Here is a 12610-nt window from a genome sequence, read left to right as displayed (position 1 = left end):
TGGGAGTGGCGTTGGCCTGGGATGCTCTGGAAGACCTGGAAGAGGTCGACTTCGATGCGCTGGGATTCGAGGAGGGTACCCGGGAATCCATGCTGAACCAGCAAAGGGCACTGGTCGCCTCGTTCTATCTGGACGGGCTGGATTTCTTTGGCGGTGTGCCGTTATATACTACCACCCAAAGTGAAGTAAGAGGACGTTCCACGGATCTGGAGACATTTAATTTCATCGACTCGTTATTGAATGTAGCGATACCCAACCTGCCGTTGAAAGAAACATTGGGTGGCATGGAAAACGGCAGTATACACCGTGCTACAGGTGCTGCATTACTGGCTAAATTGTATTTCAACGCACAGCCTTACATCGGGAAGGACATGTATTCCGAAGCGGCCGAAATATGTCAGGATATTATTGACGGAAAATATGGAAGATATGCCCTCGAAAGTGACTGGACAAATATATTCGGATTTGATAATGCAACCTGTCCGGAAATTATCTGGTCCGTACCGAGTCAGAACTCAAAACTTCAAACCGACGGTACCCTCTGGTCATATATGGTACATTACAATTACAGGAACTATCTGGGAGGGCTGGAAGGTTCCGGGTCCAACAATGGTATCGGCCTTATCCCAAGCCTTGACCCGACGGGGGAAAAGTATCCGTATAAATTAGGCGGAGCCTATTCGAAGTTTCATGACGAGGATATCCGTAAACAGCCTTATGTCTATGAAGGAGGCGGTACATACAGGGGCATGTTTATCGTCGGTGAGCTCAGGAACCCGATGAATCCGGACTGGGTTTGTACCGGTAGCCGTGAATACAGGGGGCAGGTCATCACTATGGTGGACCAGGTGGCTTATTTTGCAAAAGTGGGAACGGAGTACGCTTCCGTGGAGGACCTTCCTTCTACCATTGCCACTGCCGAGGAAAACTCGTGTGTCCGCGTAACGAAACGCAGTCCACGTCCCAATCAGGATGAGAAGAACCGTATGTATGATCCGGATGTGCCGATTATCCGTCTCGCCGAGATTTATTACATGCTGGCGGAATGTAAAATGCGAGCCGGAAACACGGCTGAGGCGGCGGAACTTATCAACACTGTCCGTAAACGTTATTTTGCTGGCGGCGTAGATCCCGATCCGGTTACGGCTGAAAATCTGGATAAATACCGTATGCTGGACGAATGGCTGGTTGAGTTTCTTGCCGAAGGACGCAGACGTACAGACCTGGTCCGCTGGGATGCGTATGTGACCGAAGACTGGTGGGATCACAATGCTACGAACAATGCAAACCTGAATCGTTTCCCTATCCATTACAGTCTGATCGGTGCCAATAACCTGCTGGAACAAAATCCCGGGTATTAAGAGGGATTATTTTCAACGTTGTTCCTGCGTATTTCATTTACCGGTGATCACAGAATGGAAAATCATGTGTAATCAGGCAATTCTACCGGTAAACAAAAGACTCTGGCAATTATCTTTTACAGATCGATTGCCGGAGTCTTTATAATGATCACATCTGATGGGGAAAAGAATCACCCGCCAGCAGATCGACCGGGCACGTGAGGCGCTGGAAAAGGCACCTGTCGAGTCTATGATCCGGACTTTTGCCTCACGGGTCCGCTCCCGTGGCGAACTTGGCGGATTAGCTTATTATAAAGAAACAGCCACAAACGACGCGAATAAAGTAATGGAATGGTGGATTTATGAAAAAAATCGGGACAGAATCCAATATTAATATAATAGAAGAAAGGAATGATGAAGAATTTATTGTAACATAGCTTATCAGGCTGTTAATACGGAGCTTATTACCACTTACTGGGAAGTTGGCAAATATGTTTCAGGAAAGATTAAATCCGCAGAATGGGGAACTGGGATTGTCAATCAGTTGGCAAAGTATTTAAAAGAAAATCAACCTGATTTAAAAGGATTTGACAGGAGTGGCGTATATAGGATGGTGAGATTTTATGAAATATATAGTTCTCCTGAATTTGTGTCAACATTGCTGACACAAATTCAAGTTGCTGATATTCTGAATAGTATAATTGTGGGGACACTGTCGCCACAAATTGATTAAAGTAGAGTTTTTCAGATACTTACATTGATAAATTGATCTTCCCATCTTCAAATATCAGCAGGTTGCAAAACAAATGAAGAGCGATTGTTTAAAATTTATATCTCTTTCTTTCTTCTGGTTTCAATATTTGGAAGAAAAGCCGTTATTATTCCGATTAAGGGTAAATAAGCACAAATATTGAACACAAATTCAATGCTTGTTTTATCTGCAAGCCAACCAAAGAAGGCGGAGGCGATACCTGCTATGCCGAAGGCAAAGCCAAAAAACAGGCCGGCAATCATACCCACTTTTCCCGGAACAAGATCGGTCGCATATACCAGTATGGCAGAAAATGCAGAGGAAAGGATTAAGCCTACAAACACGGCCAGGACGACGGTAGCCCAAAGACCGACATGAGGCATAAAAAGGGCAAAGGGAGCGGCTCCGAGTATGGAAAACCAGATAATATATTTTCTGCCGAATCGGTCTCCTAAAGGTCCCCCCGCAATTGTTCCGGCAGCCACCGCAGCAAGGAAGGTAAATAAGTATAACTGCGAGTGCTGAACGGAAACATTAAATTTTTCAATCAGGAAAAATGTGAAATAACTCGTCATACTTGCCATATAAAAGTACTTGGAAAAAATGAGGAAAAGCAGTATGATTAATGAACCAATTACCTTCTTTCGCGGCAATGTATTGGCTTTTTCTGCCTGTATCCTGCCATGAGCTGTCAGTTTTATATGCAAGTGTGCCTGATACCATCTCCCAACCCTGAAGAGAATAAGGATAGCCAGTAGAGCCGCCAGGGTAAACCATATAATAGCAGGTTGTCCGAAAGGTATGACAATCAATGCCGCTAAAAGCGGCCCCATAGCACTTCCGAAATTTCCTCCTACCTGAAAAATTGATTGTGCAAGCCCTTTCCTTCCGCCTGACGCTAATTGTGCCACTTTCGAAGATTCCGGATGAAATACCGAAGAACCTATACCTACAAGAGTAACTGCCAGAAGAAAGGCGTAAAAATCCGAGGCGACCGACAAGACGATAAGTCCTGTCAATGTAAAACTCATTCCTATAGAAAGTGAAAATGGTTTTGGTCGTTTGTCCGTATAAAAACCGATAAAGGGTTGTAATACAGAAGAAGCGAATTGAAAGGTAAGTGTTATTATGCCTATCTGTGTGAATGAAAAATTAAATTTCTCTTTAATAATGGGATATACGGCAGGAATAACGGACTGCATCATATCATTGAGCAAGTGAGCAAAACTAATCGTGAATAAGATTGTATAAATCGTTTTTTGAGTTATCACTTTTGACTGCACTATACTTATTGGCTGTCGTTTTTCTTCCGTTTCAGTGTATGAATCCATTGAGATGTTATTTCTTCCGTTGCATTCCAATTCTTTTCACCTGATCTTCTACCTGTTTTATAAGAATCCGGAATGAGGGTGCAAAATTAATAATATTAGTGGATTGTGACTACATCAGGTTTTGTTTCTTTTCCGAGATCTCAACCAGTTGATGAAGGAGGTTCCAGACAGTAGCAGGCCCTTTTTCGAGCACTTTCAACGTTCTGAAAACCTGCTCCGATGTTATGTTGGCTTCCCGCCAACTGGTACCTTTACTGTATGTATTTAACATAACCGGCATGATTTTGTCGATACTGCACGCATAAATGGCATCGGGAGTCTCTTCGCGTTCAAATTCCAACCAGAGGGCATAGTACTCTTCCGACTGGTTCCCGGGGAGGAGGGAAAAAAGTTTTTTGGCAGCTGCGTTTTCCCGTTCAAATTTGTCTTCATATCCTGTCTCGTCGAAAATGAATGTATCCCCGGCATAGATCTCTACCAGATCGTGGACGGTAATCATTTTTATAATATGCAGTAAATCGAGCTCCGACTTGTTTTCCGCATACTCAAAGAAGATCTGTGCGAGCAATATGCTGTGCCATGAATGTTCTGCCGTATTTTCCCGCCGTGAATCGTCGGCTAAAAAATTTCTGCGAATTACGTTTTTGAGTTTGTCCGTTTCAAGGATAAAATTGATTTGCTGTTGTAATCTTTCTTCCATAATAATTATTTATTACGGAAAGAACGTATTTGCCCCGTTATTGTTTAGTCGTTTTTATTTTTATGATTTATATAGTTATTTGAGTCACCTACCTGTCTTTTTATTCGTTTGTAAGTATTTTTTAGACCCGTTTGCGCCTCTTTTAAGAACTATTTATTGATCGGACTGTTATATTCACAGCATAGGGTTATTTAAAATTCACAGCGAAGTGTTATTTAAATATGTTCGATTTCATCAGTCGTTTTCAATTTTATTTAAACAGCATTATTTCTGAGTTCAACAGAGGCAAAACTTGTTTTGACTATGTATTCGCTTATCGAAATAATTCTCGCTATGGTATAGCCCGAACAAGTTCGATCTATACTTATTTAGCTTAACAAAAACGTTCAAAACAGACAGATAAATGATCCAAAATGATTTACCTGCGATTTTTCGTGACTTCAACCCAATAGAAGATAAAATGTTGCAAGTCATCGACAATGAGGGCAATGTGGTGAATAAAAAGTTGATGCCCGTGTTGGATGACGAAACGGTCATAGAGGCATATAAACAGATGTTATATGAGCGGATAGCCGACGAGATGGCTGTTTCCTATCAACGTCAGGGACGGATGTATACCTATACCCCAAATATAGGGCAGGAGGCCATCCATATTGCTGCCGGAATGAATATCCGTGAGGAGGACTGGCTGGTACCCGCGTTTCGTGAAATGGGCACCCTTTTGGCAAAAGGGGTTACCATGAAAGAGATGTTCCTGTTTTACCTCGGGAATGAACATGGCGGCAGTTTCAAGAATGTCCGCCATGTGTTGCCTATAGCCATCTCTATCGGGACACAGTTTCACCATGCCACCGGTATTGGCTATTCTGTCAAATACCAGAAAAAGGATGAGGTGGTGTATACTTTTATCGGTGATGGAGGCACTTCAGAAGGTGATTTCAGTGAAGGTTTGAATTTTGCCGGGGTATGGCAGGTTCCGGTGGTTTTCACCATACAGAACAATCAGTATGCTATCTCCGTGCCGGTGAAGTTACAGACCAATTCGATCAACCTGGCCGTGAAGTCGGTCGCTTTTGGTATTCCGGGTATCAAGGTGGACGGCAACGATTTTTTTGCCATGTACCTCGCCTATAAAACAGCTTCCGAATATGCCCGTGCGGGGAAGGGCGCCGTGCTGATCGAAGCATTCACTTACCGTCGCGGTGCACATACCACCTCCGATGATCCCTCGAAATACCGGGGGAAGGATGAGGAAACGAGGTGGGGACTGACCGATCCGCTGATCCGTCTGCAGCGTTATATGGAAAGTAAAGGGATATGGAATATCGATGAAGAAAAACTCATCTCAGCGTATAAGTCGGAGATCGATGCCCAGTTTGTGGAAGCGGAGAATAATAAATCCTATCCATGGGAGGATATATTCGGACATATGTACACCGATATGCCGGACGAATTAAAGAGACAAAAGATGGAGTACGAACAATTCTTAAGCTGGAAGGAGAACAGAAGATGAGCGTAATGACAATGGTGAAAGCGATAAATAATGCGCTCGATATAAAACTGAATGAAGATAAGAGTATTGTCATCTACGGTGAAGACGTAGGTGTGGAAGGTGGCGTTTTTCGTGTGACCGAAGGGTTGCAGCAGAAATACGGCGCCGATCGGGTGTTCGATTCCCCGCTGGCGGAGTCGGGTATCGTAGGTACAGCATTAGGTATGGCTGTGTCGGGACTCAGACCGATTGTGGAACTGCAATTCGAAGGTTTTACCTTTCCTGCGTTTAACCAGATACTATCTAACGTATCCCGTATGCAGAACCGTTCCCGTGGAAAATATGCAGTTCCTTTGGTGATCCGTTTTCCCTACGGGGGTGGTGTGAATGCACTGGAACATCACTCCGACAGCCCCGAGGCCCTCTTTGCGCATATACCGGGACTCAAAGTGGTGATCCCATCCACTCCGCATGATGCGAAAGGATTGATGATCTCGGCTATTGAGAGCAATGATCCCGTTGTCTTTATGGAACCGAAACGGGTTTACCGTGCCATCAAGCAAGAGGTGTCGGAAGAGAAATTTGCCCTTCCTCTCGGCAAGGCCAGAGTAGTGCAGGAAGGAACGGATATCACAGTGGTGGCTTTTGGCGCCATGATCCGTGAGTGTCAGAAAGCAATTGCGATGGCACGCGAAGCAGGTATTTCGGTAGAGCTGATCGATCTGCGGTCCATTTATCCTATCGACCGGGAAACCGTCGGCAATTCCGTAAGAAAAACCGGAAGAATGATCGTGGTGGCGGAAGCGCACGAGTCTTTCAGTGTGGGGTCGGAGTTAATCGCTATAGCCAATGAGGAGGCTTTCCTTTATTTGGAAGCACCACCAAGAAGAGTAATGGGATTCGATACCATTGTTCCCCTGGCGCAGGGAGAGAAATATTACATAATTTCACCCGAGCGTATTTTTTATGAAATCGAGAAGAGCATTAAATTCTAAAAGAAAAGAAATCAAGGAGTCAAGAAATTTTGAATTGAAAATCGACGAAGTCAAATTTTGAATTTTAAATTTTGAATTTTTAATCTTGAATTTTAAATTTTTAATCGTATGAGGTTTGTATTTAATTTCCCCGATTTAGGCGAAGGACTGGAAGAAGGAACCATATTGGAATGGTTTGTATCTGAGGGTGATAGTGTGAAGGTAGGCGATTCTCTCGTGCAGATGGAGACAGACAAGGTGGTAGCTGATATCCCTTCGCCGAGAAGTGGAACTATTGCCGCACGTTATGGTAATGTGGGAGATATAATCCAGGTCGGTTCCCCGTTAGTAGAGATTGAAATAGAGGGTACAGGAGAAAGTGCGGAAAGTAATGAGAAGGTTCAGGAAAGTGCTGTTACAGAAAAACAGGCAGTCGTGGAAGCAGGAGTGCCAGTCCAGGCCATTTCGGAATCGGAAGATGGCGCAGCGGTGGTAGGCACTATGGAATTGGCGGGTGAAGGATCTTTGTTGGCTGCAAGCGATGAAGGATCTTCCGAAACGGAAAGATCGGACGCAGGGGTGCGAAAAGTGCTTGCGACGCCGGTTGCACGCGCCATGGCGAAAGAGATGGGTATTAATATCAATGAAGTGCCGGGCAGCGGCCCCTCCGGAAGAGTAAAGAAAGAGGATATCCTGAATTTCAAATCACCATCAGCAGAGACAAGTGGCAGAACAGATGCTTTTGCAACCGGAATAGAGGATGTAACTTACAAGCCGCTTACTCAAATAAGGAAGACCATTGCAAAGAATATGCTTCACTCCAAACATAATGCGGCACATATGTCGGTTTTTGAAGAAGTGGAGATATCCGTATTGAAGGAGGTAGTCACGAAATACAAACCAAAATTTGCCGGCAAAGATGTAAAACTAACCTATCTTTCCTTTGTCGTGAAAGCTGTAGCGCAGGCATTGAAGCAGCATCCCCAACTCAATTCCCAGATTGATACCGAAAATAACCGGATGATCTTCCGCAACCGTTACCATATTGCGATTGCAGTGGATGCACCCGACGGATTGGTGGCACCTGTAATCCGGGATGCTGATCGTTTATCTATTTTCGAGATAGCGAAAAAGATAGGAGAACTGGCTCAAAAGGCGCGGGAGAGAAAACTGGCACTGGAGGATATGAAAGAGGGCTCTTTCACTATTACCAGTTTTGGGTCCATAGGCGGTATCTTTGCTACCCCGGTAATCAATTACCCGCAAGCCGGTATCCTGGGTATCGGGCGTATACTGAAAACGCCTATCGTGAAAGATGATGAAATTGTCATAGGCAATATCATGCCGGTATCGCTTACGGTCGACCACCGCATTGTAGACGGTGGGGAAACCACACGCTTTGTCAAGAGGGTGATGGACTACCTTTCCGATCCTGTCTCATTATTAATGGACGATTAAATATACGGAATAGTTCAAGTGTACTTGATTTTTCTCTCGGCTTTCGCTATATTTGTATATAAAATTAAAATAAAGCAAATATATGGAAAGCATTCTTGGTATTGATATTGGAGGTACTTCCATTGTAGGAGGCCGGATTGAAGGTGATATTATAATTGAACAGATTACCGTGGACACTTGCGCCCAGGAGGGGGGCGATAAGACGTTGAATATACTGAAAGAACTCATCCGGCAGCTAAAGACTACCGATACCAGGGCGATTGGAATAGGTGTTCCGAGCGTGGTGGACAGAGAGAAGGGAATCGTTTACAATGTACAGAATATAAAAAATTGGGATGAAGTACATCTGAAATCACTGCTTGAGGCAGAATTTGAATTACCTGTTCATATTGACAATGATGCCAACTGTTTTGCTTATGGAGAGAAAATCTATGGTAAAGGCAAGGATTTTCAAAATTTTGTGGGTATTACGTTAGGGACAGGTGTAGGAGGTGGCATCATTCAGGATAATCATCTGTTATTTGACTCCAACTGCGGTTCCGGAGAGTTTGGAGAAATACCTTACCTTGATTCGATCCTTGAAGAATATTGCGGAAGTCGTTTTTTTACCCGGACGACAGGCCGTTCAGGATACGAAATTGCGTTAAAAGCACGCGAAGGCGACAGAGACTCAATCGCAATATATAGCCAATACGGAAAACATATCTCCGTGTTAGTAAAGGTAATACTATTGATCCTTGATCCACAGGCCATTATTTTCGGAGGTTCCATATCTAAATCATTTGACCTCTTTAAAGACTCAATGTATGAGAATCTCAAAGATTTTCCTTATCCTAAGTCAGTAGATAAAATTCAGATCCTGACTTCCGACCTGCATAATATCGGCATTCTTGGAGCAGGTGCTTTATGCGTATAACGACGGCTATTTCAGAATGAATTCTAATCGGGTACTTAATCAAAATAGTATGAATAGAAAATTTATCCTTATAATCGGGGGAATTATTTTGTCTCTCTTACAAGGCTGTTCGCAGGGATCTGATATACAGCAGGAGGAAAAGAGTTTTGTTGAGTTGAATGGTCAGCTATCGGTACAGGGCAACCGGATGGTGAACCAGCACGGTGAAGTGACGGCGCTTCACGGTGTGAGCTTCGGATGGCACAACTGGTGGCCACGGTTTTATAACAAAGGAACCGTAAGATGGTTAGCCACAGACTGGAACTGTACCGTTGTAAGGGCGGCAATCGGTGTCGAACCAGACGGTGCTTTCCTGGATAACCCTGAACAAGCGTATAATCTCCTCTACAGGGTGATCGACGCGGCTATTGCCGATGGTATCTATGTGATCGTTGACTGGCACAGTCATACCATTCTGACAGAAGATGCCAAAGATTTTTTCGCGACAGTAGCCACCAAATACAAAGATTACCCCAACATTCTCTATGAGATATTCAATGAGCCGGAGTACGATTCGAGGGAAGATGTAAAAGCATACTCTGAAGAAATAATCAAGACAATCCGGGGGATCGACCCGAAAAATATGATCCTTGTAGGTTCGCCGCATTGGTCGCAGGATATCCACCTGGCAGCGGATGATCCTATCACGGGATATGACAATATAATGTACACCGTCCATTTTTATTCGGCAACCCATAAACAGTATTTGCGTGACCGCGTAGAATATGCCCTCAATAAAGGTATTCCGGTGTTTGTATCGGAATGCGCTGCTACCGAAGCTTCCGGAACCGGCTCGTTTGACATGGAAGAATGGGATCGTTGGGTACAACTGATGGACAAGCATCGGTTAAGTTATGTGATGTGGTCTGTTGCAGATAAAGATGAGCTTTGCTCCATGGTAAAAGACACCACTTCGCCGGCAAGCCACTGGACAGAAAATGATTTGAAAATCTGGGGAGTTACGGTACGGGAACTTCTCAGGAGTAAAGCGAAAAAAATATAGTCTTAAAATTATTTATTATGAACCGATTTATTATTTTATCATCTCTTCTTATTATGGGTTGTTCTGTATGGGCTCAGGATATTACTTTACCCGCACCCGACAGGACCGGAGGAAAACCCCTGATGCAGGCTCTGAACGAACGGAAATCTACCCGTTCTTATCAGGACAGGGAATTAACCCTTCAGCAACTGTCCGATCTGTTATGGGCGGCCAACGGGTTCAACCGTGACGACAAACGAACGGCACCGACAGCAAATAACCGTCAGGAACTGGAGTTGTACGTAACAACAAAGAATGGAGTCTATTTTTATGATGCCCGTAACCATCTCCTGAAAGAGGTGAAAAAAGGCGATCAGCGTGCCCAGGCAGGCACTCAGGATTTTGTCGCCCGGGCAGCACTCAATCTGATCTTTGTTTCCGATATGGAAAAAGCATCAAGCAGGGAATATGCCTATACCAACTGTGGATTTGTAGCGCAAAACGTTTATTTGTATTGCGCATCCGAAGGATTAGGGGCCGTTGTCCGCGGTTCGTTCGATAAGGATAAGTTGAGCGGATTACTCAGTCTGGAACCCAATCAGGAGATATTGTTGACGCAATCAGTCGGCTATCCCGATTAACCAATGTTATCGTGAATGTCCAAAGAGGGGAGAATTTTAATCGAATAAAAAGATTGACCAACTATTGGATTGTAAAATGGTTGGTCGATTTTGTTTAAGAAATACCCGTGAAATGGGAACAATCATTCTTCTTATTTCTCAAACGAATCTGTTCTGAACGGTACTACGGGTAATTCGCGTATTCCGGCGAGGTTGCCTGTCTGGAAGTTTTTGAAGCAATAACGGGCAGCTACGGGTTGGTCAACACCTTCGCGGTATACTTCCACTTTGCCATCGCGTACTATTGCTTGTGCGGGAAGGAACTGGCCGTCTTCCGCAGCAATTTCGAACCCCTCTATACCGTCTGTCCGGTTGAAGCCTTCATTTGCATGATCGAAAGAGACAATTACTTTTCCGTCACGGATCTCCATTGAATGATATTCGGGTCCGTGGGCAGCTACCCGCTCATATCCATAGGTTTTGTTGAGTGCCATAAATGCAAGTCGCTTTCCTACATCAGTCTTATTACGTGGGTGGATATTACGCAATTCATAAGGTTCCACCAGATCGTTGGTGGAGATCATTCCGCTGTGGGAGATCAGTTTCTGTGCCTTAAACTGTGCTTCACGGAGATAGGCAGCACCGGTATCATTGGCGTTCCCATATTCAAAGGGGGCGATTTCCACATAGTAGAAAGGAAGTTCGGGATTATTCCATTGCGTGCGCCAGAGAGTCACCATATTGTGAAGACGTTCCGCATATACCTGATGGGCGCCGACATTCGATTCGCCCTGATACCAGATAAAACCTTTTATCACGTAATTAGTGATCGGGTGTATCATGCCGTTGTACATCAATAGCGGACGGGCCATTGGATGTAGTTTGTTGACTGCTTCTTCGTTCAAATCCACATCGGGATAGGTTTTGAGGATTTCCCTGTTAGTCCACCCCTCTACTCTTGTACCACCCCATGAAGAAACGATAATCCCTACGGGTACATTCATCGATTTGTGAAGTGTCTCGGCAAAGAAAAATGCCGTAGCACTGAAACCCGGTGAGTTAGCCGGATTACATACCTGCCAGCGTCCCTTCACGCTTTCGAGAGGTTCAAATGACGGTGTCTTGGGGATTGTGACAAACCGGATGGCCGGGTATTGACCGGAGAGGGCAATGGTTTCATTGGCATCCAGAATAGGATTGTTATTGAACCCTTGAAGGGGCATCTCCATATTGCTTTGCCCCGATGCCAGCCATACTTCACCGATCAGGATATCCTCAAGCACTACCTCTTCACCATCGGAAATCGTGATAGTACGTGGGGTAAAACTTGCTTCGGGTGTCTCGATCACGGCGATCCAGTTACCTGTATTGTCTACTGTAACACGTACTGCGGTTTTGCTCCAACAAGGCTTGACTTCCACTGTTTTGCCCCGTTCAGCTTTTCCCCATATATTCACCCTGCTGTTTTGTTGCAACACCATCCCGTCACTCAGGATTTCAGGCAATACCGGTTTTCCGTATAAAACCAGACCGAGAGTAAGAAGTACCGGTAATAGAAAAAATCGTTTCATTTGCTTTTAGTTTTTAATATGCTTGGAACTTAAATGGATTTATGTTCAATTGCGATTTTACCTTTGTGGAACGATAATGTGATTTCACGAAATGATATAATCGAATTGTTGTTCATGATTTCAAATTCCCGCAAATATACAAAAAGCCGAGAGAAAAGCCAAACTTGTTTGAGCTTTTCCGAGGCGCCTCCTATATTCTCTAAATATAGTGAAAGCCGGGAAAAAAATCAAGTTCACTTGAATTTTTCCGAATAAAACAGCAATCATACAAATGAAATCGCTGATGCAAAGCAAAACATGGAGAAAGAGAAAAGCGGCGAACTCACGAGTCAAGCGAGTGCAGTTGGCGGAAACCATATAAACAGCTCGTTACAGAGATACTGTAAGCTACCCGTTTTTAGGACAGTCTTAGATTAGACTGCTAAATTAGTTATTT

General features: G+C 44.2%; 12 protein-coding genes. 9 read left to right on the top strand and 3 right to left on the bottom strand.

Going from position 1 to position 12610, the window contains the following annotated elements:
- The 3 genes from U2P89_RS04510 to U2P89_RS15235 all read left to right on the top strand — a co-directional run.
- A partial coding sequence (locus U2P89_RS04510) for a RagB/SusD family nutrient uptake outer membrane protein (protein ID WP_322190741.1) occupies nucleotides 1–1361 on the top strand: 1361 nt, incomplete at its 5' end.
- A gap of 157 nt (nucleotides 1362–1518) precedes the next feature.
- Nucleotides 1519–1734: a hypothetical protein gene (locus U2P89_RS04505; RefSeq protein ID WP_091910177.1), complete on the top strand. Its 216-nt coding sequence runs from the start codon at nucleotides 1519–1521 to the stop codon at nucleotides 1732–1734.
- 27 nt (nucleotides 1735–1761) lie between these two features.
- Nucleotides 1762–2073 carry a DUF1016 N-terminal domain-containing protein gene (locus tag U2P89_RS15235; protein WP_091910174.1) on the top strand — a complete coding sequence of 104 codons (312 nt, stop codon included), beginning with the start codon at nucleotides 1762–1764 and terminating at the stop codon, nucleotides 2071–2073.
- A gap of 95 nt (nucleotides 2074–2168) precedes the next feature.
- Here the strand turns inward: U2P89_RS15235 and U2P89_RS04500 are convergent, their stop codons facing one another.
- Nucleotides 2169–3422, bottom strand: coding sequence for an MFS transporter (locus tag U2P89_RS04500; RefSeq protein ID WP_322190740.1), 1254 nt, complete (start codon nucleotides 3420–3422; stop codon nucleotides 2169–2171).
- A 109-nt stretch (nucleotides 3423–3531) separates the two neighbouring features.
- Nucleotides 3532–4122, bottom strand: a complete 591-nt coding sequence (locus tag U2P89_RS04495) for an HD domain-containing protein (protein ID WP_091910118.1) — start codon at nucleotides 4120–4122, stop codon at nucleotides 3532–3534.
- 403 nt (nucleotides 4123–4525) lie between these two features.
- On the opposite strand from U2P89_RS04495, the gene pdhA reads away from it, so the two are divergent.
- The 6 genes from pdhA (at nucleotide 4526) to U2P89_RS04465 (ending at nucleotide 10624) form a co-directional block, all read left to right on the top strand.
- The gene (pdhA, locus tag U2P89_RS04490) at nucleotides 4526–5635 is read left to right on the top strand and encodes a pyruvate dehydrogenase (acetyl-transferring) E1 component subunit alpha (protein WP_322190739.1); all 1110 of its coding nucleotides are present in this window, start codon (nucleotides 4526–4528) and stop codon (nucleotides 5633–5635) included.
- Nucleotides 5632–6609, top strand: a complete 978-nt coding sequence (locus tag U2P89_RS04485) for an alpha-ketoacid dehydrogenase subunit beta (RefSeq protein WP_322190738.1) — start codon at nucleotides 5632–5634, stop codon at nucleotides 6607–6609. Before pdhA ends, U2P89_RS04485 begins: the two co-directional genes overlap by 4 nt.
- A gap of 108 nt (nucleotides 6610–6717) precedes the next feature.
- A complete protein-coding gene (locus U2P89_RS04480; protein WP_322190737.1) occupies nucleotides 6718–8046 on the top strand; it encodes a dihydrolipoamide acetyltransferase family protein in 1329 nt (442 codons plus the stop codon).
- Between the two features lie 82 nt (nucleotides 8047–8128).
- Nucleotides 8129–8962 (top strand): ROK family protein, encoded by an 834-nt coding sequence (locus U2P89_RS04475; RefSeq protein WP_092027768.1) that lies wholly within the window; start codon nucleotides 8129–8131, stop codon nucleotides 8960–8962.
- A 49-nt stretch (nucleotides 8963–9011) separates the two neighbouring features.
- Nucleotides 9012–10004 (top strand): glycoside hydrolase family 5 protein, encoded by a 993-nt coding sequence (locus U2P89_RS04470; RefSeq protein ID WP_322190736.1) that lies wholly within the window; start codon nucleotides 9012–9014, stop codon nucleotides 10002–10004.
- Nucleotides 10005–10021: 17 nt separating this feature from the next.
- Nucleotides 10022–10624: a SagB/ThcOx family dehydrogenase gene (locus tag U2P89_RS04465; protein ID WP_322190735.1), complete on the top strand. Its 603-nt coding sequence runs from the start codon at nucleotides 10022–10024 to the stop codon at nucleotides 10622–10624.
- A gap of 131 nt (nucleotides 10625–10755) precedes the next feature.
- On the opposite strand, the gene U2P89_RS04460 is transcribed toward U2P89_RS04465, so the two are convergent.
- Nucleotides 10756–12174 (bottom strand): sialate O-acetylesterase, encoded by a 1419-nt coding sequence (locus U2P89_RS04460; RefSeq protein WP_322190734.1) that lies wholly within the window; start codon nucleotides 12172–12174, stop codon nucleotides 10756–10758.
- Between the last annotated feature and the right edge of the window lie 436 nt (nucleotides 12175–12610).

The sequence above is a fragment of the Proteiniphilum sp. genome, from assembly GCF_034331125.1.
GTDB classification, from domain to species: domain Bacteria; phylum Bacteroidota; class Bacteroidia; order Bacteroidales; family Dysgonomonadaceae; genus Proteiniphilum; species Proteiniphilum saccharofermentans.
This window is presented reverse-complemented; position numbering and strand designations above follow the sequence as displayed.

Coding starts and splice junctions, on each gene's coding strand:
- U2P89_RS04505 (WP_091910177.1), top strand. CDS start 1,519: ATGGGGAAAAGAATCACCCGCCAGCAGATCGACCGGGCACGTGAGGCG.
- U2P89_RS04500 (WP_322190740.1), bottom strand. CDS start 3,422: ATGGATTCATACACTGAAACGGAAGAAAAACGACAGCCAATAAGTATA.
- U2P89_RS04495 (WP_091910118.1), bottom strand. CDS start 4,122: ATGGAAGAAAGATTACAACAGCAAATCAATTTTATCCTTGAAACGGAC.
- pdhA (WP_322190739.1), top strand. CDS start 4,526: ATGATCCAAAATGATTTACCTGCGATTTTTCGTGACTTCAACCCAATA.
- U2P89_RS04485 (WP_322190738.1), top strand. CDS start 5,632: ATGAGCGTAATGACAATGGTGAAAGCGATAAATAATGCGCTCGATATA.
- U2P89_RS04480 (WP_322190737.1), top strand. CDS start 6,718: ATGAGGTTTGTATTTAATTTCCCCGATTTAGGCGAAGGACTGGAAGAA.
- U2P89_RS04475 (WP_092027768.1), top strand. CDS start 8,129: ATGGAAAGCATTCTTGGTATTGATATTGGAGGTACTTCCATTGTAGGA.
- U2P89_RS04470 (WP_322190736.1), top strand. CDS start 9,012: ATGAATAGAAAATTTATCCTTATAATCGGGGGAATTATTTTGTCTCTC.
- U2P89_RS04465 (WP_322190735.1), top strand. CDS start 10,022: ATGAACCGATTTATTATTTTATCATCTCTTCTTATTATGGGTTGTTCT.
- U2P89_RS04460 (WP_322190734.1), bottom strand. CDS start 12,174: ATGAAACGATTTTTTCTATTACCGGTACTTCTTACTCTCGGTCTGGTT.